The organism is Xanthobacter sp. SG618 (assembly GCF_012932745.1).
GTDB classification, from domain to species: domain Bacteria; phylum Pseudomonadota; class Alphaproteobacteria; order Rhizobiales; family Xanthobacteraceae; genus Xanthobacter; species Xanthobacter flavus.
Genome location: NZ_JABBHL010000009.1, coordinates 113626 through 137205, shown reverse-complemented (window position 1 = coordinate 137205; position 23580 = coordinate 113626). Strand labels below are relative to the sequence as shown.

The 23580-nt window shown below is 66.9% G+C and carries 20 protein-coding genes, 1 tRNA gene and 1 pseudogene; 10 read left to right on the top strand and 12 right to left on the bottom strand.

Annotated elements, in window-relative coordinates:
- Positions 1 to 110: 110 nt before the first annotated feature.
- Together FHT36_RS21365 and FHT36_RS21360 are read right to left on the bottom strand one after the other, a co-directional pair.
- Entirely contained in the window at positions 111 to 863 is a 753-nt protein-coding gene (locus FHT36_RS21365; protein WP_169124473.1) for an SDR family NAD(P)-dependent oxidoreductase, read from the bottom strand.
- 11 nt (positions 864 to 874) lie between these two features.
- Complete coding sequence (locus FHT36_RS21360; protein WP_169124472.1) at positions 875 to 1717, bottom strand: fumarylacetoacetate hydrolase family protein; 843 nt, start codon at positions 1715 to 1717, stop codon at positions 875 to 877.
- Positions 1718 to 1853: 136 nt separating this feature from the next.
- On the opposite strand from FHT36_RS21360, the gene FHT36_RS21355 reads away from it, so the two are divergent.
- Positions 1854 to 2879, top strand: a complete 1026-nt coding sequence (locus FHT36_RS21355) for a LysR family transcriptional regulator (protein WP_169124471.1) — start codon at positions 1854 to 1856, stop codon at positions 2877 to 2879.
- Between the two features lie 527 nt (positions 2880 to 3406).
- On the opposite strand, the gene FHT36_RS21350 is transcribed toward FHT36_RS21355, so the two are convergent.
- Entirely contained in the window at positions 3407 to 3781 is a 375-nt protein-coding gene (locus FHT36_RS21350) for a 2Fe-2S iron-sulfur cluster-binding protein (RefSeq protein WP_169124470.1), read from the bottom strand.
- On the bottom strand, positions 3781 to 5487 hold the full coding sequence (locus FHT36_RS21345; protein ID WP_169124469.1) for an FAD-binding protein: 1707 nt from the start codon (positions 5485 to 5487) through the stop codon (positions 3781 to 3783). The genes FHT36_RS21350 and FHT36_RS21345 overlap by 1 nt, the downstream gene beginning before the upstream one ends.
- Positions 5488 to 6227: 740 nt before the next feature.
- Here FHT36_RS21345 and FHT36_RS21340 point away from each other — a divergent pair.
- The 5 genes and pseudogenes from FHT36_RS21340 to FHT36_RS21320 all read left to right on the top strand — a co-directional run bounded on the left by FHT36_RS21340 (position 6228) and on the right by FHT36_RS21320 (position 11170).
- A complete protein-coding gene (locus tag FHT36_RS21340) occupies positions 6228 to 6719 on the top strand; it encodes an RNA polymerase sigma factor (protein WP_246702358.1) in 492 nt (163 codons plus the stop codon).
- 28 nt (positions 6720 to 6747) lie between these two features.
- Complete coding sequence (locus tag FHT36_RS21335) at positions 6748 to 7713, top strand: FecR domain-containing protein (RefSeq protein WP_169124468.1); 966 nt, start codon at positions 6748 to 6750, stop codon at positions 7711 to 7713.
- A 115-nt stretch (positions 7714 to 7828) separates the two neighbouring features.
- Positions 7829 to 10324 (top strand): TonB-dependent siderophore receptor, encoded by a 2496-nt coding sequence (locus FHT36_RS21330; RefSeq protein WP_169124467.1) that lies wholly within the window; start codon positions 7829 to 7831, stop codon positions 10322 to 10324.
- A gap of 160 nt (positions 10325 to 10484) precedes the next feature.
- A pseudogene (locus tag FHT36_RS21325) lies at positions 10485 to 10973 on the top strand (chromate resistance protein ChrB domain-containing protein); the annotation flags it as partial.
- 26 nt (positions 10974 to 10999) lie between these two features.
- Positions 11000 to 11170, top strand: coding sequence for a hypothetical protein (locus FHT36_RS21320; protein ID WP_169124465.1), 171 nt, complete (start codon positions 11000 to 11002; stop codon positions 11168 to 11170).
- 225 nt (positions 11171 to 11395) lie between these two features.
- Here the strand turns inward: FHT36_RS21320 and FHT36_RS21315 are convergent.
- From FHT36_RS21315 to FHT36_RS21285, 7 genes are all read right to left on the bottom strand, one after another.
- Positions 11396 to 11472, bottom strand: a tRNA-Arg gene (locus FHT36_RS21315).
- Between the two features lie 177 nt (positions 11473 to 11649).
- Entirely contained in the window at positions 11650 to 13134 is a 1485-nt protein-coding gene (locus FHT36_RS21310; protein WP_169124464.1) for an ATP-binding protein, read from the bottom strand.
- A 183-nt stretch (positions 13135 to 13317) separates the two neighbouring features.
- Positions 13318 to 13668 carry an HPr family phosphocarrier protein gene (locus FHT36_RS21305; RefSeq protein ID WP_393974571.1) on the bottom strand — a complete coding sequence of 117 codons (351 nt, stop codon included), beginning with the start codon at positions 13666 to 13668 and terminating at the stop codon, positions 13318 to 13320.
- Position 13669: 1 nt separating this feature from the next.
- Positions 13670 to 14071 (bottom strand): PTS sugar transporter subunit IIA, encoded by a 402-nt coding sequence (locus FHT36_RS21300; protein ID WP_024277703.1) that lies wholly within the window; start codon positions 14069 to 14071, stop codon positions 13670 to 13672.
- 108 nt (positions 14072 to 14179) lie between these two features.
- Positions 14180 to 14635: an HPr kinase/phosphatase C-terminal domain-containing protein gene (locus FHT36_RS21295; RefSeq protein ID WP_348644538.1), complete on the bottom strand. Its 456-nt coding sequence runs from the start codon at positions 14633 to 14635 to the stop codon at positions 14180 to 14182.
- A gap of 2 nt (positions 14636 to 14637) precedes the next feature.
- On the bottom strand, positions 14638 to 16398 hold the full coding sequence (locus FHT36_RS21290; protein ID WP_169124462.1) for a sensor histidine kinase: 1761 nt from the start codon (positions 16396 to 16398) through the stop codon (positions 14638 to 14640).
- A 31-nt stretch (positions 16399 to 16429) separates the two neighbouring features.
- Positions 16430 to 17128, bottom strand: coding sequence for a response regulator transcription factor (locus tag FHT36_RS21285; protein WP_029557293.1), 699 nt, complete (start codon positions 17126 to 17128; stop codon positions 16430 to 16432).
- 288 nt (positions 17129 to 17416) lie between these two features.
- Between FHT36_RS21285 and FHT36_RS21280 the strand changes: the two genes are divergently transcribed.
- On the top strand, positions 17417 to 18133 hold the full coding sequence (locus tag FHT36_RS21280) for a HugZ family protein (protein WP_169124461.1): 717 nt from the start codon (positions 17417 to 17419) through the stop codon (positions 18131 to 18133).
- A gap of 184 nt (positions 18134 to 18317) precedes the next feature.
- Complete coding sequence (locus FHT36_RS21275; protein ID WP_169124460.1) at positions 18318 to 19931, top strand: phosphoenolpyruvate carboxykinase; 1614 nt, start codon at positions 18318 to 18320, stop codon at positions 19929 to 19931.
- Between the two features lie 89 nt (positions 19932 to 20020).
- Here FHT36_RS21275 and FHT36_RS21270 read toward each other — a convergent pair whose 3' ends face one another.
- Complete coding sequence (locus FHT36_RS21270; protein WP_169124459.1) at positions 20021 to 20434, bottom strand: MucR family transcriptional regulator; 414 nt, start codon at positions 20432 to 20434, stop codon at positions 20021 to 20023.
- A gap of 522 nt (positions 20435 to 20956) precedes the next feature.
- On the opposite strand from FHT36_RS21270, the gene msrB reads away from it, so the two are divergent.
- Both msrB and FHT36_RS21260 read left to right on the top strand, forming a co-directional pair.
- Complete coding sequence (msrB, locus tag FHT36_RS21265; RefSeq protein ID WP_169124458.1) at positions 20957 to 21400, top strand: peptide-methionine (R)-S-oxide reductase MsrB; 444 nt, start codon at positions 20957 to 20959, stop codon at positions 21398 to 21400.
- Positions 21390 to 23486 (top strand): S9 family peptidase, encoded by a 2097-nt coding sequence (locus tag FHT36_RS21260; protein ID WP_169124457.1) that lies wholly within the window; start codon positions 21390 to 21392, stop codon positions 23484 to 23486. Before msrB ends, FHT36_RS21260 begins: the two co-directional genes overlap by 11 nt.
- Positions 23487 to 23580: the final 94 nt, after the last annotated feature.

The window sequence follows — 23580 nt, the reverse complement described above, 5'->3', positions numbered from 1 at the left end:
CCGGCCGTCTCGGGCTCATTCCCGGGCAGCTCTTGTCTTGGCGCGCCCCAAGGTGGCGAGGCGCGCGGGGAGACGGCGGCGTCACGCCGCCAGTAACTTTCGGGCTGCGGTCAATACACCGCGCGGCCGCCGGAGATGTCGAACACCGCGCCGGTGGAGAAGGCGCAGTCTTCCGACGACAGCCAGGTGATGAGCGCGGCCGCCTCGTCCACTTCCAGGAAGCGGCCCATGGGGATCTTCGACAGCATGAAGTCGATGTGCTCCTGCTTCATCTGGTTGAAGATTTCGGTGCGCGCGGCGGCGGGCGTGATGCAGTTCACCAGCACGTTCGACTGTGCCAGTTCCTTGCCGAGCGACTTGGTGAGGCCGATGAGGCCCGCCTTGGAGGCGGAGTAATGGGAGGCGTTGGGGTTGCCTTCCTTGCCGGCGATGGAGGCGACGTTGACGATGCGTCCCCAGCCGTTCGCCAGCAGGTGCGGCACCACCGCCTTGGAGGTGAGGAAGGGGCCGACCAGGTTCACGTCGATCACCCGCCGCCACACGTCGGTGGCGAGTTCCCACGTCTTGCCGTTGCCGCCGGTGATGCCGGCATTGTTGACAAGGATGTCGATCTTGCCGTGCTTCGCCACGACATTCGCGGCGGCGGCGGTGACGGACGTTTCGTCGGTCAGTTCCACCATCTCGGTGGAGACAGTCCCGGCCTTGGCGAGTTCTGCGGCGGCTTCCTCGAGGCGGGCGGCGTCGATGTCCCAGAGCGAGACTTCCGCACCCGAGGCGAGCATGCGCTGCGCCGTCGCATAACCGATGCCGCGCGCGCCACCGGTGATGATGGCCACACGGCCCTTGAGATCGATATTGGTCATGGCGCTGTTCCTCAGCCCTGCACGGTGGTCTGGCGCTGCTCGCCGAGGCCCTGGATGCCGAGGCGCATGGTCTGGCCCGGCGTGAGATAGAGCGGGGGCTTCTGCCCGAGGCCGACGCCCGGAGGCGTGCCGGTGGAGATGACGTCTCCCGGCTGCAGGCTCATGAACTGGCTGATGTAGCTCACGAGATGGGCCACGCCGAAGATCATGGTGCGGGTGGAGCCATCCTGGAAGCGCTTGCCGTCCACTTCCAGCCACATGTGGAGGTCCTGCGGGTCGGAAATCTCGTCGGAGGTGACGAGCCACGGGCCCATGGGGCCGAAGGTGTCGCAGCCCTTGCCCTTGTCCCACTGCCCGCCGCGCTCGATCTGGAATTCGCGCTCGGACACGTCGTTGATGACGCAATAACCGGCCACGTGGGAGAGGGCATCCTCTTCGCTCACATACTTGGCGGGCTTGCCGATGACGATGCCCAGTTCGACTTCCCAATCGGTCTTCTGCGAGCCGCGGGGGATCTCCACATCGTCATTCGGACCGACGATGGAGCTGGTGGCCTTCATGAACAGCACCGGCTCGGAGGGCACCGGAAGGCCGCTCTCGGCCGCGTGGTCGGAATAGTTGAGGCCGACGCAGACGAGCTTGCCCACGGAACCCACACAGGCGCCGATGCGGGGATTGCCTTCCACCAGCGGCAGGGTCGCCGGATCGATGGCCTTCAGGCGATCGAGGCTTTCGGGAAGGAGGGCGGTGCCGGCGATATCCGGGACAATGCCGCTGAGGTCGCGCAGGCGGCCTTCCGCATCGATCAGGCCGGGGCGCTCCTGCCCCGCCGCGCCATGGCGAACGAGCTTCATGTGTTTCCTCCCATCGGTCCGCCGTTCGTCCGTTATGGGCCGGACCGGTTCGAGCCAATTCGGGGGGACGCTAGCCGACTCAGCGATAACGGGATAATGAGAAGATCTGTTCAGCCTATTCCATCAGGTTATCGCAATGCGCGACCACGGCCCCACGGCGCTCCTCTCGCGCCTGCGCTTCAAGCAATTGCGCCTCGTGGACGTGCTGGGGCGCACCGGAAATCTCCGCCGCACGGCGGCTGAGTTGAACATGACGCAGCCGGCCGCCACGAAGATATTGCAGGATCTCGAGGAAACGCTGGGGGTGAAGCTGTTCGAGCGCACGCCGCGCGCCATGCTCGCCACCGAGATCGGCGCACATGTGGTGGACTATGCGCGCCGGGCGCTGACGGACGGGGAGCGTTTCGCCGGTGCCCTCGCCAATCTCAAGCGCGGTGGCTATGGCGCGCTGGCGTTGGGCGCCATCATGGCCACCGCTTCCGACCTCCTGCCCCGCGCCATTGCCGAGTTGAAGAGGCAGCGCCCGCTCATGACCATCCAGGTGCTCGCCACCACCTCGGACCAGCTGATCGCGGCGCTGGGGCGGGGCGAACTGGACCTCGTCATCGGCCGACTGCCCACCAGCGAGGACGGGGCGAAGTTCGATTTCGAGCCCTTGTCCAAGGAGGAGCTGTGGGCCTTCGCGGCCGCCTCCCACCCGCTCGCCGGACGGCACCATCTCGACCTTGCCGATATGGGGGACCTGCCATGGGTGCTCCAGCCGGCGCCGAGCCCCATGCGACGGCTCATCGATACCGCCTTCGCCGCTGCGGGCCTGAGGACGCTGGACAATCTGGTGGAGACCTCCTCCATCTTCGCCACGCTCAATCTGGTGCGGCATGCGGGCATGGTCTCCATGCTGCCGAGCACGATCGTGGCGCAGGAAGTGGCCGGCGGCGGCTTCGTCCGCCTGCCGCTGGAGGTGAAAGGCGAGCTGGAGCCCTACGGCATCGTCACGCGAAAGGGCGTGGTCACGACGCCCAACGCCGCGGAATTCCTCGCCATCCTCAAGGCCCTCGTCGCGCAGGAGGAGGGTGAGGGCATGAATCCAGGCGGCGCAGGTCGAAAGCCCCAGGCTCGGGCCGACGCCCTTCCCAGTCCGCGGAACCCGCGCCAGAAATGACGGCAGGCCAGGCCCGCGCCGACTGAAACGCGTCGGCACGAACGGGACGCAACCGTCATGCTCAGGCGGATTGAGAGCCGCAACAGCGACATTGCGCACACTTTCGGCCGGCGTCAGCAAACCCGCACGGCCATCGGCTTGCTGTCCGCGATGATGCTGCCGCTGGTCCTGAAGTTCCTGTGGGCGCCGTGGGTGGATCGCCTGCGACCCATCCCTGGCATGCATCGAGCGGGCTGGGTCCTGATCACCCAGAGCCTCACCGTCCTGGTGGTTGCCGCCTTTTCCCTCGTGGCGCCGACGGACATCTGGGCCTTCTTCGCCTTAGGCATGGCGCTGGCGCTTCTGGTCTCCACCCAGGATATCGCCGCCGACGGCTACGCCACGCGCCGACTCGCCCCGGCCGACCGGCCGTTCGGCAACGCCATTCAGGGCGGATCGGTGGCCTTGGGCGCTCCCTTCCGCCAGTCCCGCAGGGCGACGACCTCGGTAGCCCAGAGCCTGCGACTGCTGCGACGCGACCGTCGTCCTCAGGCGCCCGCCACGACTTTGCCGAGGCCGGACTTGAGCGCGTGCTCCAAGCGCTCGTCCGGGGGCGCGATCTCGGTCACGAGGTCGCGCAGGTGTGCTTTGTTGCCCAGCGGCTCCAGCACCATCTCGCGCGGCTCTAGGCGGGCCGTACAGGCATAATCCACCTTGCCGTCGACGATGATCATACACTCCTTGCAGGTGTTGGCGTTGATACAGGAATGGCGGACGGACAGCGTGGCATCGAGGTTGGTACGCACGAAGCGCAGCCCGTCCAGCACGGACTGACCGGGGGTATAGGGTACCTCGTAGGTCGAGGTGCGGGTATCGTCACCGGCATGGCCGCGGCGGACGATCAGGGTGGCTGTCTCACGCATCAGGCGACCTCGCAGAGGGTGCGGCCCTCGACCGGGGCTCGGCCGAGCACGATGTCGTCACCCGCCAGCTTCACCGTGTGGTGCAGCACGAAGGCGGGGTCCATGGCGGGGAAGTCGTCACGCTGGTGGGCGCCGCGGCTCTCCTTGCGAGCGAGTGCGGAGCGCGTCACCGCCTCGGCGACGAGGAGCATGGTGCGCAGGTCGAACCAGTCGAGGCGGGCCATGTTGTAAGGGCCGGGTGCGCCGGGCGGCAGCGCGCCGACTTGCGCCTTGAGGCCGGCGATGGCGGCGAGTGCCTTTTGGAGGCCCTGCTCGGTGCGGAAGGGCCCGACGTCCACGGCCATGATCTGCTGCAGGTCAGCGATGAGGCCGGCGTGGTTCTCAACGCCCTCGGGCATCGCCGCGCAGACGAGGTCGAGCGCGCCGGCTGGCACCGGGGTATCGGCATTGCCGGCGGTGCTGGCATGGAGCGCCGCGGTCCGGCCCGCGGTGCGGCCGAATACGAAGGCTTCGGTGATGGCATTGCCGGAGAGGCGGTTGGCGCCGTTGGAGCCGCCGTTGGCCTCGCCGCAGGAGAACAGGCCGGGCACGCTGGTGCGCATCTGGGCGTCCACCTTCACCCCGCCCATGTGGTAGTGGGCGATGGGCGCCACCTCGATGGGCATCCGGGTGAGGTCGATGCCGTTAGCGGCGAGCCGGTCGATTACCGGCCCGAAGGAGGCCCGCAGCGTCTCCGCCGGGATGTGCTGGAAGGACAGATAGGCGCCGCCCGCCGGCGAGCCGCGGCCCGCCTTCACCTCGGAGAGGATAGCGAAGGTGGCGCGGTCGCGCGTCACGTTGTAGGTGCCAGCCTCCTCATTGCCGTAGTCGTTCACGAACTCGCGCATGTCGGCGTTGAGCAGGCGCCCGCCGAGCTTGTAGCGGAAAGGGTCCCACATGATCGGGTCCATGCCCACGAGGCGAGGGGCAAGGTGGCCGATGGGGAAGAACTGCACGAACTCCATGTCGGTCAGCTCGGCGCCAGCGCGCAGCGCGAGGGCGTATCCGTCGCCGCTCATGTTGGCGGAGGCGCTGTTGCGCTGGTAAAGCCGGGTAAGGCCACCGGTGGCGATCACCACCGCCTTGGCCTTCAATACGACGGGCCGTCCGTCGGCCAGCGAGAAGCCCGTCGCACCGGTGGCGACGCCGCCGGTCACCAGAATGTCGGTGATGTAGAGGTCGCCGATGCGGGTGACCTCCTTCTGGCGCAGCACGCGGCCGCGCAGGGTCTTGGCCACCGCCGGGCCGGTGGAGAGGAAGTCCACGTAGACGCAACGCGGCCGGTCGTGCCCCGGCGCCAGCGCCTGGCGGATGGAGCCGTCGTCGTTGCGCGCCCAGCCCACCTTCCACTCGTCGAGCTGGAGGATGTCGCGGGGACCTTCCTCGCACACCAGCTGGGCGAGGGAGGCGTCGCACAGCTCGCGGCCGGCGGCGAGGGTATCGGCGAGGTGGTGCTCGCAGCCGTCTGGGGTCTGGGAGCCGAGCGCCACCGCCACGGTCATCTGCGCCATGATGGTAGCGCCGCTGCGCCCGATGAGGCTGCGGTCGGCGAGGATGACGCCCGCGCCTTCCTTGCCGGCCTCCAGCGCCGCCATCATGCCGGCGGCGCCGGAGCCGATCACCAGCACGTCGGTTTCGAGTTGGACCACATCGATTGCCACTGCCATGCCTTTCCCAAGATCGGCCCTGCATCAGACCGTGGCCGCCAAGTGTGCCGCCTGTCGCAATATCCGGAGACGGCGCGCAGCACCTCGCCGGGCTCGGAGAGGATCTCCTTAGAAGGTAGCCTGGAACGCGATTACAAGTTCTGCCTTTTTGCCCGAAAGGGAGAGAAATTTCCTCCCATCAAATATTGAACGGAAAAATCGGATCCAGGTCATGGGCCGGGCCTAGCTCATGCGCCAAGTCCTGATGATGGGCGACTACACGCCCACAGCTACGCTCAAGCTGCCCACGGCTAAACTCGCCCATGCGGCGTATGATCATTCCCCCAGCAGCGTGGCGCCGCAGACGCGAATGACACGCGCGGCCAGTCGCCACGATAGTGCGCCCAGGAGATCCGGAGGGGCGGCGTATCTTCCTGCGCTCCATGCCTGCGCAGGCACCATCGCCACCGGGCTCGCCACAGTGGAATAGTTACCGTGAATTTCCATGCGCATCCCTTGGCACAGATAGACGATGGCAACCCGCGTCGCGAGATACGCGGACGTTAGAATATTTCCAACATACAATCAGTTATGTATGTCATAGCGCATTTAGACGATTGCTTTTGACGCTTCCTTATCATTTCTCCAAATCATCGCGATTGCTCGCTTGCGGCGAAGCGGTTACCAATTCGGCTCTTCTTCACCGAATAGCCGCCTGCCCCGCCACGATGATTGCGAAAACTGACCCCAGCAGCGATCTGATGCTGGCCTACATGCGCCAATGGCGTGACCTACGGGCCCACCTCAGTCGCCGCGTCGGTTCACGGGACCTTGCCGAAGAGGCCCTTCAGGAGACGTGGCTGCGGCTTGCCGGCATGGGGCAGGCTCCGGTGGGGGTGCGTGACTGCCACGCCTTCCTCCTGCGCATCGCTGGCAACATCGCCATCGATCTGCTGCGGCGAGAACGCCGTCATGCCGCCCGGCAGATCAGCGACGAGGCAGTGCTCCGCGGGATTGCCGACGCCACGCCCTCTCCGGAAGCCTATGCTTTGCACCGCGACGAATTGCGGGTGCTGGTGCATGCCCTTGCCGAGTTGGAGCAGCGGCCCCGCGCCGCTTTGCTGCTGAGCCGGTGCGACGGGCTGACACATGCAGAAATCGGCGCGCGCTTGAAAGTCTCCGACAGCATGGTCGCGAAGTATCTGGTTCAAGCCCTACGGCACTGCCGCGACAGGCTGCGCGCATTGGACTAGCCTCGGCACCCTGCATCGGTATCCGCGCATGACGCCCACGCCCCGCTCCGTCTCGCCCGCGTTCGCCCGCGCCCCCATTGTGGCAAGCGATCGCGCCATCGAATGGCTCGTGCGCATCCATTCCGGGGCGCCGGGGGCGGAAGCGGAGGCACAGGCCTTCGCGCGCTGGCGCGCCGAGAGCCCCGAGCACGAGGCGGCGGCGCGTGAGGCCGAGGCGCTCTGGCACGGGCTCGGCGGCGCCGGAGCCGTCGCGCGGGATACGGCGCACAAGGCATCGCGCGGAAAGGTCACGCGCCGGGCGCTGATTGGCGGCGGGGCGTGCGCCGCGCTGGGCCTCGGCGCGCTCGCCGCCGGTGCCATCCGCGATCATCTCGCCGCCGATGTTGCTACCGGTGTCAACGAAGTGCGGGCGACGGACCTGCCGGACGGATCGCGCGTCCTTCTCAATGCCAGCACGGCGCTGGCGCTTGATTTCAGCGCAACCGAACGGGGCGTGAAGCTGCTCTCCGGACAGGCCCTGTTCACCGTCGCGCGCGATCCGGACCGCCCCTTTGTCGTCACTGCAGCGGACGGGCGGACCCGCGCCATCGGCACCGCCTTCGACGTGGACATGCAGCCCGACGGGGTGGTGGTGACAGTTGTGGAGGGCGTCGTCACCGTGGCGGCGGGCGAGGACGGCGTCACCCTGCGCGCCGACCAGAGTCTGCGCTATGACACCCGTGGGCGGGTGATCGGCCCGCGGACGGTGAATGCCGACTCCGTCACCGCCTGGCGGCGCGGCAAGCTCATCTTCGATCGCCGGCCGCTGGTGGAGGTGGTGGCCGAGCTCCAGCGCCACACCCACGCACGCATCATCATTGCCAGCGGCCGCCTCAAGGGGCTGGAGGTGACCGGCGTGTTCGAACTGGCCGATCCTGCATCAGTGCTGGAGACCATCGAGCAGACGCTGCCAGTGCGCGTTGTCCGCCTGCCGCTGATCAACGTCATCCTCTGAGCGCGAAAAAAATCGCAGGCGCCGCTGCAAGGTCGCCGGTGTCGCTTCGTCCTTGTCTTCGAAGGTCCTGAACGGCGGCGCGCTGGTGGGCCGGCCTGACGGAGAGAGAGAGACGATGGCGGCGGGATGGGAACGGCTCCGGCGGCGGGCGGACGGGACGGCGGGGCGGACGGCATGGCGCTCGGGAACCGCCGTCTGCGCCCTGCTGGCGATAGCATGCCCCGGCGCGGCGCACGCGCAGGAGGGGGCGCCGGGCATCGCCTTCAGCATTCCCGCGCAGGACCTCGGCAGCGCGCTGACGCGCTTCGCCGACACGGCCGGCCTGCGCCTGCTCTTCCCATCCGATCTGGTGGCCGGGCGCCGCACCTCGGGGCTGTCCGGCACCTATTCGCGCGATGCGGGCCTCGCCCGCCTGCTGGCAGGCACCGGCCTTGTCTATCGTTTCACCAGCGCCAACACCGTAACCATCACCTCGCCGCAGGCGCAGGGCGCGGCCGGCTCCGGCGCGGACTGGCTCGGCACCGTGGACGTGGAAGGCGATAACACCCAGCAGGTGGTGGCGCTCGAGACGTCGGCCGGGACCAAGACCGAGACGCCGCTCATCGACACCCCGCAATCCATCAGCGTGGTGACGCGGGCGGAAATGGACCAGCGCGGCGTGCAGGATTTCAATTCTGCCGTGGCTTACACCCCGGGCGTGCGGGCCGTGGACTATCCCGGCGGCCAAGGGATGCCGGACATCTACATTCGCGGCTTCCGCGCGATCGATCAGAATGCCAATTACCGCGACGGCCTGCGCAACGGCTTCAACAACTACGACAGCGATATCGAGGTCTATGGCCTCCAGCGCCTGGATGTGGTCAAGGGGCCGACTTCGGCTCTCTACGGCGCCGGCACCCCGGGTGGCATCATCGACGCAGTCACCAAGCGCCCGACGGCCACGCCGCTGCACGAGATCGAGATCCTCGGCGGCAACTACGACCGCATCCAGGGCGCCTTCGACATCGGCGGGCCTGCGACCGAAGATGGCACTTGGCTCTATCGCCTCACCGGCCTGTTTCGGGACAGCGGCACGCAGATCGACTATTCCCCGGACAATCGCATCTACATCGCTCCCGCCGTTACCTGGCAGCCCAACGCCAATACCTCGCTTACCCTCTTGGCGAACTACCAGAAGACGGAGAAGGGCGGCTCGGAGCAGAGCATCCCCATGGCCAACAGCCTGTTTCAGCTGGGGCCGAAGATATCGCCAAGCCTCTATCTCGGCGCGCCCGGACTGAGCAGCTGGAACGTCGAGAACACCTCGGTCGGCTACGAGTTCAAGCACAGGTTCGAGAACGACTGGCAGCTGGTCCAGAATGCGCGCTACACCCATTCCGACGTGGATTACGCCTCCGCCTGGGGCTGGGACTGGCCGATTGCGGTGGTCGACAACAAATATTTCAATGTCGGCGTGCAGTTGCGGCCGAAGGTCTCGGACAGCTTCCTGATCGACACACATCTCTCCCGCGATTTCCAGACCGGGCCGGTGGCACACAAGATCCTGCTCGGCGTCGACGGGGGATGGTACAATGCGAGCGAAGTTCGAACGAATTCCACCAATTACAACTCCATCAACATTTTCGCCCCGGACTACAATTTCATCTATACGTTCGGCCGCCCCTGGTCGGATACGGAGAGCACCATCTCCCAGATCGGAGTCTACGCACAGGATCAGATGACCCTCAACAACTGGCTGCTCACCTTGAGTGGACGCCAGGACTGGGCGCGCAACGAGGAAGCCAATTATTACTCGCGCACCATCCTCGCAGACTACGGCTTTACGGACGAAGTTGTGGCGGCCAATTATTCCGCTTTCACATGGCGTGCGGGCCTGGGATACAAGTTCGACAACGGCGTGATGCCCTATGCCAGCTACGCCACCTCCTTCCTGCCGGTGGCTGGGACGGACTTCCAGGGCCGGTCCTTCAAGCCAACGACCGGCGAGCAGTACGAGGCCGGCATCAAGTATGAGCCGCAGGGCTGGCGGGCCATGTTCACGGCTTCGGTGTTCCAGATCACCCAGCAGAACGTGCTCACCACGGATCCCGTCAACGTGGGCTATTCGGTGCAGGACGGCGAAGTGCGCTCGCGCGGCATCGAGCTCGAGGCCAAGGCGAACGTCACCGCCAACCTCGATATCATCGCCTCCTACACCTATCTCGACACGGTGGTCACGCAGGACAACGCCAACGATGCCGGCATCAGCAAAGTCGGCACCACCCCTTCCAGTGTGCCGCACAACAGCGCAGCCTTGTGGGCCTACTACACATTCCATGAGGGAACACTGGATGGGCTCGGCATCGGTGCCGGCCTGCGCTATGTCGGCAGTTCCTGGGCCGTCATGAACGATGCGAATGGCGGCCAGATCGCCATCCCCGGCTATACCCTGGTGGATGCTTCGCTTCGCTACGACCTTGGCAAGCTCGACCAGCGGCTACGCGGCGCCACCTTCTCGCTCTCGGGCACCAATATCTTCGACACGGAATACTACACAGCCGGCTTCTACTGGAACTCTGTGATCTACGGCACGCGACGCACCGTATACGCCTCTTTGAATTACCGTTGGTAGAAAACAGAGGATCGCCCACGGTGGAGCGTTCAATCTAATCTACGTCGAGCTGGAAAGTTTGCAGCTCGGGGAGACCGAGTTGCGCCGCCGAACCTACGCCGGCTGCGCGCAGGCCATCGGGCGCGGTTCACGAGGTGGGGATGGCCTGAAGGTCGCGATAGCCGCGCACCGACGCCTGCTACCGGCGACTCGCCTGCGATCCTACGCCGACGTGACGAGCTGGGGCCCCGCGCTGGCGGACCGGCCCGTTGTCGTGGTCTGCCAGAAAGGCCACAAGCTCAGCCAGGGCGTAGCCGCATGGCTGCGGCTCCGTGGGCTTCCGGTGAAAACGCTGGAAGGCGGCTTCGAGGCGTGGAGAGACAGTGGCGGCGTGCTTTTCTCTGAAGCAGCCCTGCCGCCGCGCGACGCGGCTGGGCGAACCGTGTGGGTCACGCGCGCCCGTCCGAAGGTGGACCGCATCGCCTGCCCCTGGCTGATCCGCCGCTTCATCGATCCCGATGCCGCCTTCCTCTTCATCGGCGCCTCCGAGGTAGAGGGCGTACCGGCCGCCTTCGGTGCCGCGCCCTTTGATATCGACAGCGCCTTCTTGAGCCACCGCGGCGAGGGCTGCACCTTCGACACCATGATCGGGGAATTCGGGCTCAGGTCCGCCGCCGCGCGCTGAAGAACCGCCTCATGGTGGTGATCGCCGGCCTCGCCTTCCTGGCCATCTACGTGCTGCACATCCCGTTCCCGCTGATCATTCTCGCCGCCGGCGCGCCATGTTCCGGTTCAAGCTCGGGATGCACCCCACGCTCGCGGTATGTGGCGTGGCGGGGATGGTGCTCGCAGCGCTGGGCTAGGTGAGCCGGCCTTCGGACCCGACGGCCCGACCTGCGTGGCGAGGCAGCTCTCGTAGCGCCGATCCCCAATCGGATGGAATGGCCAGCGCGCCACCGTCACGAGCTCGGTCCAGTGAAGCCCACCGTCCGCCTGCGCGCACGCTGTTTCTGGCGATGACCCAGCGGCACAACACGGCAAGCCCGCTACTGGACGGGCGCCAGATTATCGTTTGTTTTTCTGGATTTAAGGTGGCGCGCCGGGGAAGATTCGAACTCCCGACCCCCAGATTCGTAGTCTGGTGCTCTATCCAGCTGAGCTACCGGCGCCTATGCCCTGGACCGGCGAACCGGTCGGGAAAGCGGGGAGCTTTCCGGGGCGTTCGCGGCTTGGAATTCCGCGAGGCCCGTCTGCTACCCCTTTTTATCGGAGGGTGCAAGGCCCCTGTCCGGCATCACGCGCGAGGCGGGCCGGAAACAGCGCGCCTTGTGGAAAACTCGCACCCATTACGCACGGATGCGTTCGCGCCGGTGGTGCCGGCTTTCCGGCTGGTCGGGGATGGTGATGCGGAAGGCGGTGCCGATCTTGGTGTCGAGCAGGTGGATGTGGCCGCCATGCGCCCGCACCAGTTCGTCGGCGATGGGCAGGCCGAGCCCGGTGCCGCCGCGCCGCGCCGAGGAGACGAAGGCCTCGAACAGATGCTCCCGCCGCGCCGGGGGAATGCCGGGACCGGTATCGCTGAGATCGATCTCCACCACCGGCCCCTTACGGCGGGCGCGGACGCGGATCTGGTCGCGCTCGGGATCGAGCGGTGCGCGCGCCTCCAGCGCCTGGAGGGCGTTGCGGGTGATGTTGAGGATGACCCGGAACAGCTGGTCGGGATCGGCATCGGCGGTCAGGCCGCGCTCCACGTCCACGACCCAGCCCACCCCCGCGCTGCCGCCAGCCGAGAGGCCGAGGGTCTCGCGCACCTCCTCGAACAGGTGGGCAAGCTCCACATCCCGCCGCTCCGGCAAGGGCTCCTTGGCGCGACCGTAGGACAGGGTCTGCTCGCAATAATGGATGGCGCGATCGAGGGCGGCGAGCAGCTTCGGCGCAAAGCGCTGCACGGTCGGGTCCGGCACCGAGGCGAGGCGGTCCGAGAGCAGCTGCGCGGAGGACAACAGATTGCGCAGATCGTGGTTGATCTTGGACACGGCGAGGCCCAGCGCCGCGAGGTGGCTCTTCTGGTGCAGGGTGTGGGAGAGCGCGCGCTGCAATTCCTCAAGGGCCTCTTCGGCGGTGCCGATCTCGTCGGAACGGCCGGAGGGCACGATGATACGGGAGGCATCCTCCGGATCCTCGCGGAAGGCCGACATGCGCTCGGTGAGGCGGCGCATGGGGCGCACGAACAGCCAGTTGAGGCTCACATAGACCAGCACGCCCGCCGCCACCGCGACGGCAAGCGAGATCAGCAGCACCGTGGCCGCAAAGCGCAGCAGCGCGGCGCGCAGCGGGGTCTCGCTGAGCACGATCTCGATGAAGTCCGCCCCCCGCGGCGGCTCGCCGACGATGCGCAGGATGCGTCCGTTGTCGGCGATGAGCGTGTCGAAGGCGTCATGCACCGCGCTCCAGAGCGTGGTCTCGCGCATGTCGATATGCACGTCCGCTTCCGGGGGCATGTCGGAGGCGGCGAGCAGGCGCCGGGTGCCTTCCCGCTTCACCACGATCACCTTGGCGCCCACGCTGTCGAGAAGCTCGCGGGTCATATCGACAGTCACGCCGTCCTGCGGCGCGGCATCGAGCACCAGGGCGGCGGTGCGGGCGGCGGCGAGGCGGTCGGATAGCCAGGCAATGCGGTAGTTGGCGATGGTCGGCACCAGCACGGCGATCTCCGCCGTGGCCACCACCGCCACCGTCAAAGCGAGCAGCTTTGCCGACAAGCCGAGGCTCCACCGGGTGCGCTTGGGCGCCGGTGCCTCCTCGGGCTTATGGCTCCTCGGCTCGAACATCGTATCTGATACGGGGGGAAGGCCCGTCCCGGATCCCTCGGGCCCATTGCACGAAGGGATCAGCGTTAAGACATAGGCAACCATCGGGGAACCGGCCAGAGCAACCTCAATTTGAGGTAAACGGCCGAAACGGCAGCGCTTTCGCTTGCCTGCCCGTCACTGCACGGGCGCGGGGCTTGTGCCCTACTCTTCCTCGCCGAAACGGCCGCTGACGAGGGTGCCGAGGGCTTCGAGCACGTCGGACGCCTCCCGGCCGGTGGCGGTGACAGTGACGCAGGTGCCGGGCCCGGCGGCGAGCATCATCAGGCCCATGATGGAATTGCCGCCCACCGCCTCGCCGCTGCGGCACACCGTGACCATGGCGTCGAAGCGCTCCACGGTCTGCACGAATTTGGCGGAGGCCCGGGCGTGGAGGCCGCGCTTGTTGATGATGGGAAGGACGCGTACCAGCGCCTCTGGCGCGATAGGCCTGCCGCAGGCGATGGCCGGATCGTCGGAACAGCCGCCCGCCTCGCAACCGGCGTCGGCGAACAGCTCAGTTACCGGAGAGGACGCGGCTTGCGACATTGATGTATTTCCTACCGGCTTCCTGGGCGACGTCCACGGCCTGGGCCAGCGGCATCTCCCCACGCACCTTGGCGAGCTTGACCAGCATGGGCAGGTTGATGCCCGCTACCACCTCGACGTCGGGCGTATTCATCACCGAAATCGCGAGGTTCGAGGGCGTTCCGCCGAACATGTCGGTGAGGATCACCACCCCGTCGCCGGTGCGCACGCGGTCCACCGCCTCGATGATGTCCTGACGCCGCCGCTCCATATCGTCTTCTGGACCGATGGTGACAGCGGCGATCTGGGCCTGCGGGCCCATCACGTGCTCCAGAGCGGAGCAGAATTCGTCTGCCAGACGGCCGTGTGTGACGAGGACGAGACCGATCATGCTTCCTCCGCCCTCACCTCCCCCTGATGAAGGCCTCCCGCGCTGCGGGACGGCCATATTCAGAGCGGCTCAAAAATTACGCAAGGGGTGCAACGCACAAAAGCACATTTAGTTTTCGTAAGCTCGAGTTTTGAGAATGCAAGCGATTATGACAGGAGCCAAGGCCAAGGCAGAGATTGGAGTTCTCAGGATTTCAATGCCTTGAATTTGCTCCTGAAGCTCGGCCGTATCCGGCATGCGCGCCGTTTCCGGTGCCGATAGATCGACCACATGCCGCACTGCGACGTAAGCGCGATGGGGCATCCGCCGCACACCAATACCGCGCAACTCGATGAGCCCTGCAAGCAAAGGCGGCGGCCGAGCGATCAGGATACCATTCTCGGCCGTGAGAACCACCCGATCGTCCGCGACCAGCTCGGCCGGCGGGAGAGCGCGGGGCCCATCGAGGATGAGGCTCAGCGCCAGCGTGGATTTGCCGGAGCCCGACGGACCACGGATGAGGAGCCCCACGTCCCCCACGGCGACGCAGCTGGCATGGATGGTGGGCGGTGCGGCCCCGGTCACGATCAGCCGGTGGGCAGGCGCACGACGAAGCGGGCGCCGGTGACATGGGGGGTGCCGTCGGGATCGGTGGCGGTGCGGTTCTCGGCCCAGATGCGCCCGCCGTGGGCCTCGACGATCTGCCGCGAAATGGAGAGGCCGAGGCCGGAATTCTGGCCGAAGCCCTGGTGAGGGCGGTCCGTGTAGAAGCGCTCGAAGATGCGCGAGAGGGCATCAGGGCGGATGCCCGGCCCATCGTCGTCCACCATGATCTCCGCGCCATCCTTGAGGCGGCGGCAGGTGACCCGCACAGAGCCGCCCTGCGGCGAGAAGGAGCGGGCGTTGGACACGAGATTGTCCACCACCTGGCCGAGGCGCGAGGAATGGCCGGCGATGTTGTAGTCCTGCGGCGCTCCCGCGGCGCGATCGAAGGCGAGGGAGACGCTGACGCCATCGTCCTTGCGCACGTCCTGGGCGAGGCCCACCACCATCTCCAGCAGTTGCTTCAGGTCCACTGTCACGGCTTCCTGCCGCTGCAGCTCGGCGTCGAGGCGGCTGGCGTCGGAAATATCGGAGATCAGGCGGTCGAGCCGCTTCACGTCATGCTGGATCACCTCCAGCAGCCGCGAGCGTGAGGAATCGGTCTTGGCCAGCGGCAGCGTTTCCACCGCGCTGCGCAGAGAGGTGAGCGGGTTCTTCAATTCGTGCGCCACGTCCGCCGCGAAGCTCTCGATGGCCTCGATGCGGTTGTAGAGCGCGCTCGTCATGTCGCGCAGGGCGCCGGAGAGGTGGCCGATCTCGTCGGCGCGGGCGGTGAAATCGGGAATTTCCACGCGGGTCTTGATGCGCCGGCGCACCCGCTCCGCCGCAGCGGCGAGCTTGCGCACGGGATCGGCGATGGTGCCGGCGAGCAGCACGGAGAGCAGCACCATCACCGCCGCAGCCACGAGGAAGACGCGGACGATGACGAAGCGTTCGGCCTTCACCGCAGCATCGATCTCACCGCTCTGGGTGGAGAGCAGCAGCACGCCGAGAATGGCGCGGAAGCGCTGGATGGGCACGGCGACCGAGACCACCACCTGCCCGCGCTCGTCCACCCGCACTTCGCTGGCCTTGGTGCCGAGCGCCGCGGAGGCGACCTCCGGATAGTTCTTGCCGGCCTGCGGCCCCATCTCCCGGTAGAGCGGCAGGTCGCCACGGCCGAGCCAGAGCTGGACGCCGAGCCAGGCGCGCTCCAGGAAGCCGGGCTTGGGCTCATTGGGCGACGGCAGGTCGAAGCGCAGGATCTCGCCGCGGGAATAGAGCGAGCGGGAATCCAGCAGCAGCTGGCCTTCCCGGTCATAGATGCGGGCGCGGGTCCGGGTCGGGCCGACGAGGCGGCGCAGCACCGGCGCGACACGCTCGGGATTGATGGGGAATTCCAGCGGCGCGAAGCCGTCCTCGGGGCCGTAGCTCTCGCCCGCCTGCAATTCCAGCAGGCGATCGGGGTCGAGCGTGATGGCGTTGGTCTCGACCTGCGCCGAGGAGGCGATGGCGGCGGCGATGATCTCGCCCTGCACCAGAAGGCTCTGGATGCGCGCGTCAATGAGGCCGGAGCGGAATTCCGAGAGATAGAGGATGCCGGAGACCAGCGCGCACAGGCCGGCGAGGTTCAGGAGCACGATGCGCCGCGTGAGCGACGAGAAGCCCTTGAACGCCACGAAGCGGCGCACGCGCCGAACGGTGGCGAGAATGCCCGCCGGCTCGCTCGGGCGCTCCAGCGGCGCTTCGTTGGTCTCGACCGTCATTTGGTGCCGAACCTGCCGCGCGCGGCCCGGATCACTCCTTGAACCGGTAGCCGACGCCGTACAGGGTCTCGATCATCTCGAACGAATCGTCCACCGACTTGAACTTCTTGCGCAGCCGCTTGATGTGGCTGTCGATGGTGCGGTCGTCCACATAGACCTGATCGTCATAGGCCGCGTCCATCAGCGCATTGCGGCTCTTGACGACGCCCGGACGCTGGGCGAGCGCCTGGAGGATCAGGAACTCGGTGACGGTGAGCGTCACCGGCTCGGCCTTCCAGGTGCAGGTGTGGCGCTCGGGGTCCATGCGCAGGTTGCCGCGCTCGAGAACCTTGGCGCTGTCCACCTCGCGCGGAGCGGCGCCGTCCTTGGCACCGGCGCGGCGCAGGACCGCCTTCACCCGCTCCACCAGCAGGCGCTGGGAGAACGGCTTCTTGATGAAATCGTCGGCGCCCATCTTGAGGCCGAACAGCTCGTCGATCTCCTCATCCTTGGAGGTGAGGAAGATCACCGGCATGTCGGTCTTCTGGCGCAGGCGGCGGAGCAGCTCCATGCCGTCCATGCGGGGCATCTTGATGTCGAGGATGGCGAGGTCCGGCGGGTTGGTCTTGAACCCGTCCAGCGCCGAGGCGCCGTCGGTGTAGGTGTCGATGCGGTAGCCCTCCGCCTCCAGAGCGATGGAGACCGAGGTCAGGATGTTGCGGTCGTCGTCGACGAGGGCGATCGTGGGCATGACACCTCTTTAAAGCCGTCCGGAAAGCGGTCCGTTGAACACGGGCCTTCAAGCCGACCATCTGTTGCGGCCGCTCACTGCGGTGAACCGCGTTCGCGTGGCCGAAATGTGACACACAAGACTCGATCGATGCAAATTAGCGGGATTCTCCACCGACACCAAATGGCGGCTGCCGAATACCCTTAATCAAGCTTTTCCTTTCCCCAGCCGCCTTACGATGGGGCGTGTGTCCTCTTGCGCCCGCCCGCCGCGCCGGAGCATCGTGGCACCGCCCCTTGGGAGGAGACCATGACCAAGCCGTCCGCGACCGCAGTCCGCCATCTCGTGCGCGAGGCCCGCTTCGGCGCCCTTGCAACGCTGGAGGGTGACGGTGCGCCCTACGCCTCGCTCGTGGCCATCTCCACGGACCCCGAGGGCCGGCCGACACTGCTCATCTCCCGCCTCGCCCGCCACACCCGCAACATTGCGGGCGATGCCCGCGTCTCCCTCCTTGTTTCGGCGGCCGGTGCCGCAGACCCGCTGAACGCGCCGCGTGCCAGCCTCATCGGCCGCATCATTCCCGCCCCTGCCCCGGAGGTCCGTGCGCGCTACCTCGCCCGGCATCCCGCCGCGGCGGGATATGCGGATTTCACGGATTTCGCCTTCTACGCCATCGACATCACCGAGGCGCACCTGGTCGAGGGCTTCGGCCGCATCGTGGACGTGCCGGGGGAGAAGCTGCTGACCGGCTGGCAGGGGGCGGAAGCGCTCTCCGAGGGGGTCGCGGGCGTCATCGAGCACATGAATGCCGACCATGCCGACGCCGTGAAGCTTTATGCCACCGTGCTCCTCGGCGCGCCGGAGGGCGACTGGCGGATGCTTTCCCTCGACCCCGAGGGCTGCGAGCTGATCTGCGACGATCTCGTGCGGCGCCTCGACTTTACCAAGCGGGTGGAAGACCTTGCTGCGGTGCGGCAAGAACTTGTGAAGCTGGTCAATGACGCGCGGCGCGGAACTGCGGCCTGAACTTAAACGTTTAGCCTCCGTTTGTCGGAGTTTCCTTGGCGGCGAACTCCCTCTAGCTTGCTCGCCGCGGCTTCGAGGGATGCGCAAAGACATCCCCGGCCCGACACCTCCCGCATAACTCTACGAGAGCGGGAAGGCGGATGAATGCCGGCGTCACGCCGGCGGGAACTGTGGAGGATTTTCCGTGCTCGAAACCGGTCACCGGAACAGCGCCTGCGGCGCGGACACTTTCGGCCTCAAGCATCTTACGGCGGTCCACTGGAATCTTCTGGAGCCCGAGCTCTACGAGCACGCGCTGGCCCACAAGGAAGGGCACCTGTCCTCCGGCGGCGCGCTGATGGCCGAGACCGGCGCCCACACCGGCCGCAGCCCCAAGGACAAGTTCGTGGTGCGCGACGCCACCACCGAGGGCGAGGTCTGGTGGGACAATAACGGCGCCATCACGCCGGAGCAGTTCGAGACGCTGTATCAGGATTTCCTGAAGGAAGCCGAGGACAAGACCCTGTTCGCGCAGGACCTTTATGGCGGCGCCGATCCGGCCTCCCGCATCAAGGTGCGCGTCTACACCGAGTTCGCGTGGCACTCCCTGTTCATCCGCACCATGCTGCGCCGCCCCGAGCGGGCCGAGCTGGACGGCTTCGTGCCGGAGATGACCATCATCGACCTGCCGTCCTTCAAGGCCGACCCGGCGCGCCACGGGGTCCGCTCGGAAACGGTGATCGCGGTGGACTTCACCCGCGGCATCGTGCTCATCGGCAACTCGTCCTATGCGGGCGAGATGAAGAAGTCGGTGTTCACCGCGCTCAATTACATCCTGCCGAAAAAGGGCATCATGCCCATGCACTGCTCGGCGAATGTCGGGGACGCAGGCGACGTCTGCCTGTTCTTCGGCCTGTCGGGCACCGGCAAGACCACGCTTTCCGCCGATCCCAACCGCACCCTCATCGGCGACGACGAGCACGGCTGGAGCCAGGACGGCGTCTTCAACTTCGAGGGCGGCTGCTACGCCAAGACCATCCGCCTCTCGGCCGAGGCCGAGCCCGAGATCTTCGCCGCCTCCAACCGCTTCGGCACGGTGCTGGAGAATGTGGTGCTGGACAAGGTGACGCGGGTGCCGGACTTCGACGACGGCAGCCTCACCGAGAATACCCGCTCCTGCTATCCTCTCGCCTTCATCCCCAATGCCAGCCCCACCGGCCGCGCGGGGCAGCCGAAGAATGTGGTGATGCTCACCTGCGACGCCTTCGGCGTACTGCCGCCCATCGCGCGGCTGACTCCGGCGCAGGCCATGTATCACTTCCTCTCCGGCTACACGGCGAAGGTCGCGGGCACCGAGAAGGGCGTGAAGGACCCGGAAGCGACCTTCTCCACCTGCTTCGGCGCGCCCTTCATGCCGCGTCACCCCTCGGTCTACGGCAATTTGCTGCGTGACCTCATCGCGGAGCATGGCGTCGACTGCTGGCTGGTGAACACCGGCTGGACCGGCGGCAAGTTCGGCACCGGGCGGCGCATGCCCATCAAGGTCACCCGCACGCTGCTTACGGCGGTGCTGGACGGCTCGCTCAAGGGCGCCTCGTTCCGCACCGACCCCTATTTCGGCTTCGAGGTGCCGACCTCGGTGCCGGGCATCGAGCCGCACATCCTCTATCCGTCCAAGACCTGGGCGGACAAGGCGGACTTCGACGCCACCGCGCGGCGGCTGGTGAACATGTTCCGCGAGAACTTCGCCCGCTTCGAGACCCATGTGGACGCCGCCGTGCGCGATGCCCAGCCGCAGGTGCGCATCGCCGCCGAGTGAGCGGCCCGCGCCAAGCTTCAGAAGCGCAGGCTCAAAAGCAAAAGGCCCGGCGCGCTGCGCCGGGCCTTTCCATTTCCTAGAGAGGCGCTTCAGCCGCGGCGGCGCTGCTGGCCGAGACCCATCTGCTTGGCCAGCTCCGAGCGGGCGGCGGCATAGTTGGGCGCGACCATGGGGTAGTCGGCCGGCAGGCCCCACTTCTCGCGATACTGCTCGGGGGTCATGTCGTAGCGCGTGCGCAGGTGGCGCTTCAGCGACTTGAACTTCTTGCCGTCCTCAAGGCAGATGATGAAGTCCGGATGCACGGAACGCTTCACCGGCACCGCCGGCTTCAGCGGCTCGGCGTCCGCCGGCGCCTCGCCGGTGCCAAGGCGCGTGAGGGCGAGGAAGACGTCGTTGATGAGGGCCGGCAGCTCGGTGGCGGCAACCGTGTTGTTGCCGACATAAGCGGAGATGATATCCGTCGCGAGCTCGATGAAGGCCGTCTGTTCCGTGGTGTCGCTCATGGGACCTGCTTCGCGTTGAGATGGCTTGAGAAAAATGCGCCGTCGGTCAGGTTTCGCGCTTCCGAACGATCAGGACATGCAATCGACGGGCGGAGCGGGAGAAGTCGGCGGGTGCGAGCAAGGTGGAGCCCAGTGCTGACAAGGCGCCACCAAGACGCGACACGCCACCGGGACGCTTTAGCGGCGCCCCGCCGCGCTCGTCCGCAGAGACACAGTGTACGAACCCCGGACAGTGTACGTACCCTGAACAGTCGCCCGCGCACGGATGCTGCGAAGACGGCTATAAGACCGTGTTAGTTTCGCATTTTCGACTTTGCAACCGATATTTCGGCTATACGGCTCATCTTCGTCAGTTGTCGCGATATCGCAGTTCTGCATTGCCGACCCGCCGCGGCGCGGCGCAAAAGAGCGGCCGCGCCGCAGCACCCCTCCACTGCCCGCCCGCGGTCATGTGATCGGCGCAGCCTTGCCGTTGCCATATGGAATGCCTACCTCTGCGACAAATCAGACTGGGGTTCTTCCATGTCCACCTCTGCCCCTTCCGACGCGGACCACACCAAGGTCGTGAAGAGCGAAAGCGAATGGCGCTCCTGCCTCACGCCCGAGCAGTTCCGAATCACCCGTCAGGCCGGCACCGAGCGTGCCTTCACCGGCCCCTACTGGGACGAGAAGCGCGCCGGCCTCTATGAATGCGTCGCCTGCGGCGCGCCGCTGTTCCGCTCCGAGACCAAGTACAATTCGGGCACCGGCTGGCCCAGCTTCTTCCAGCCGGTCTCGCCGGAGGCGGTCGTGACCCATGAGGACGTCTCCCACGGCATGCGCCGCATCGAGGTGCGCTGCGCATCGTGCGACAGCCATCTCGGCCATGTCTTTCCCGATGGCCCGGCGCCGACCGGCTTGCGCTTCTGCATGAACGGCACCGCCCTCTCCCTGAAGACGGACGACGAGGCAGACCGTGGCGTCTGAGCCGCCGCGCGCCCCTCGCCGTCCGTCGACCCGCACCGTCCACGGCATTTCCCTCACCGACGACTACGCCTGGCTGCGCGCCGACAACTGGCGCGCCGTCATGCGCGACCCATCGGTGCTCGACGGCGACATCCGGACCTATCTGGAAGCCGAGAACGCCTATGCGGATGCCTGGTTCGCGCCGCTCGGCGATCTCAAGGCAAAGCTGGTCGCCGAGATGCGCGGGCGCATCAAGGAGGATGATTCCTCCGTGCCCGCGCCGGACGGCCCCTTCGCCTATTATTCCCGCCACCGGGAGGGGGGCCAGCACCCCCTCGCCTGCCGCAAGGCTCTGCCGGATGGCCCGGAGGTCATCCTCCTCGATGGCGACAAGGAGGCCGAGGGCAAGGCCTATTTCCATTTCGGCCACTGGCGGCACAGCAGCGACCATGGCCGCCTCGCCTATTCCGCCGACACGTCCGGCTCCGAGCTCTATTCGCTTCGCGTCCGCGACCTCGCGACCGGCACCGACCTCCCCGACGCCATCGAGGAGACCACGGGCGACCTCCTGTGGAGTGCCGACGGCAACGTGCTCTATTACATTCGCCGGGATGCCGAGCACCGCCCATCCCTCGTCTTCCGGCACGTCATCGGCACCGCTCCCGAGACGGACACTCTGATCTATGAGGAGCCGGACAAGGGTTTCTTCGTCTCGCTGGGCGAAACCCAGTCCCGCCGCTACGGGCTGATTGCCTGCGGCGATCACGAGACGTCGGAGGTCCACCTTCTGGACCTTGAAGACCCCGCCGCCACCCCGCGCTGCATCGCGCCCCGCACCGAGGGCGTGCGTTACGAGGTGGAGCACCATCCCGACCTTGGCGGCGTCTATGCCCTGATCTTCCTGACCAATGCGGACGGCGCCGAGGATTTCAAGATCACCACGGCCCCCGTCGCCACGCCGGGGCGGGAGCACTGGAGCGATCTCGTCCCGCATCGCCCGGGCTGCATGATCCTCAGCCACACGGTGTTCAGCGGCCACATGGCGCGCCTGGAACGCGAGGGCGGGTTGCCGCGCATCGTCATCCGGTCGCTCGCCGACGGCGCGGAACACGCCATCGCCTTCGACGAGGAGGCCTATGCGCTGGGCATGTCGGCGGGATACGCCTTCGACACGACGCAGCTGCGCTTCACCTATGCGTCCATGACCACGCCGTCCGAGGTGTGGGACTATGACATGGCGAGCCGCCGGCGCGAGATGCTGAAGCGGCAGGAGGTGCCCTCCGGCCACGACCCCGCGCATTACGTGACGCGCCGCCTGATGGCCCCGGCGCCGGACGGCGAAACCGTGCCGGTCTCGCTCATCTACCACAAGGACACTCCGCTCGACGGCTCCGCCCCGCTGCTGCTCTACGGCTACGGTGCCTATGGAATCACCATTCCCGCCGGCTTTGCCACCAACCGGCTGTCGCTGGTGGACCGTGGCTTCATCTATGCCATCGCCCATATACGGGGCGGCACGGACAAGGGCTGGCGCTGGTATGCCGACGGGAAGCTGGCGAAGAAGACCAACACCTTCACCGACTTCATCGCGGCCGCCGAGCATTTGATCGCGGAAGGCTTCACCAGGCCCGAGCGCATCGTCGCCCAGGGCGGCTCGGCGGGCGGGATGCTGATGGGGGCGGTCGCCAACCTCAGGCCCGATCTGTTCGCCGGCATCGTCGCCGAGGTGCCGTTCGTGGACGTGCTCACGACCATGCTGGACGACACCCTGCCCCTCACCCCGCCGGAATGGCCGGAGTGGGGCAATCCCATCGCCGATGAGCAGGCCTTCCAGCGAATCCGGGCCTATTCGCCGGTGGATAATGTGACGGCCCAGGCCTACCCCTCCATCTTCGCCCTGGCCGGACTCACCGATCCGCGCGTGACCTATTGGGAGCCGGCGAAGTGGGTGGCGCGGCTGCGGGCGGCCGATACCGGGAAACGGCCCATCCTGCTGCGGACCAACATGGACGCGGGCCATGGCGGCGCCGCCGGGCGGTTCGACCGGCTGGACGAGGTGGCGCTGGTCTACCTCTTCGCCCTGAGAACGGTTGGCCGCGCCGGCTGAGCCGCGCGGCCATTCACAGACGGAAGCCGGGCAGTTCCCCATCGGCATTTGCGCGGCGGACGGCTTCCGGCTATCCAGAGCGCGCTGTCGATCG

What these genes read in the sequence shown, in the direction of transcription:
- FHT36_RS21365 (WP_169124473.1), bottom strand. Translation starts at nt 863, where the DNA reads ATGACCAATATCGATCTCAAGGGCCGTGTGGCCATCATCACCGGTGGC.
- FHT36_RS21360 (WP_169124472.1), bottom strand. Translation starts at nt 1,717, where the DNA reads ATGAAGCTCGTTCGCCATGGCGCGGCGGGGCAGGAGCGCCCCGGCCTG.
- FHT36_RS21355 (WP_169124471.1), top strand. Translation starts at nt 1,854, where the DNA reads ATGCGCGACCACGGCCCCACGGCGCTCCTCTCGCGCCTGCGCTTCAAG.
- FHT36_RS21350 (WP_169124470.1), bottom strand. Translation starts at nt 3,781, where the DNA reads ATGCGTGAGACAGCCACCCTGATCGTCCGCCGCGGCCATGCCGGTGAC.
- FHT36_RS21345 (WP_169124469.1), bottom strand. Translation starts at nt 5,487, where the DNA reads ATGGCAGTGGCAATCGATGTGGTCCAACTCGAAACCGACGTGCTGGTG.
- FHT36_RS21340 (WP_246702358.1), top strand. Translation starts at nt 6,228, where the DNA reads ATGCTGGCCTACATGCGCCAATGGCGTGACCTACGGGCCCACCTCAGT.
- FHT36_RS21335 (WP_169124468.1), top strand. Translation starts at nt 6,748, where the DNA reads ATGACGCCCACGCCCCGCTCCGTCTCGCCCGCGTTCGCCCGCGCCCCC.
- FHT36_RS21330 (WP_169124467.1), top strand. Translation starts at nt 7,829, where the DNA reads ATGGCGGCGGGATGGGAACGGCTCCGGCGGCGGGCGGACGGGACGGCG.
- FHT36_RS21320 (WP_169124465.1), top strand. Translation starts at nt 11,000, where the DNA reads ATGGTGGTGATCGCCGGCCTCGCCTTCCTGGCCATCTACGTGCTGCAC.
- FHT36_RS21310 (WP_169124464.1), bottom strand. Translation starts at nt 13,134, where the DNA reads ATGTTCGAGCCGAGGAGCCATAAGCCCGAGGAGGCACCGGCGCCCAAG.
- FHT36_RS21300 (WP_024277703.1), bottom strand. Translation starts at nt 14,071, where the DNA reads ATGATCGGTCTCGTCCTCGTCACACACGGCCGTCTGGCAGACGAATTC.
- FHT36_RS21290 (WP_169124462.1), bottom strand. Translation starts at nt 16,398, where the DNA reads ATGACGGTCGAGACCAACGAAGCGCCGCTGGAGCGCCCGAGCGAGCCG.
- FHT36_RS21285 (WP_029557293.1), bottom strand. Translation starts at nt 17,128, where the DNA reads ATGCCCACGATCGCCCTCGTCGACGACGACCGCAACATCCTGACCTCG.
- FHT36_RS21280 (WP_169124461.1), top strand. Translation starts at nt 17,417, where the DNA reads ATGACCAAGCCGTCCGCGACCGCAGTCCGCCATCTCGTGCGCGAGGCC.
- FHT36_RS21270 (WP_169124459.1), bottom strand. Translation starts at nt 20,434, where the DNA reads ATGAGCGACACCACGGAACAGACGGCCTTCATCGAGCTCGCGACGGAT.
- msrB (WP_169124458.1), top strand. Translation starts at nt 20,957, where the DNA reads ATGTCCACCTCTGCCCCTTCCGACGCGGACCACACCAAGGTCGTGAAG.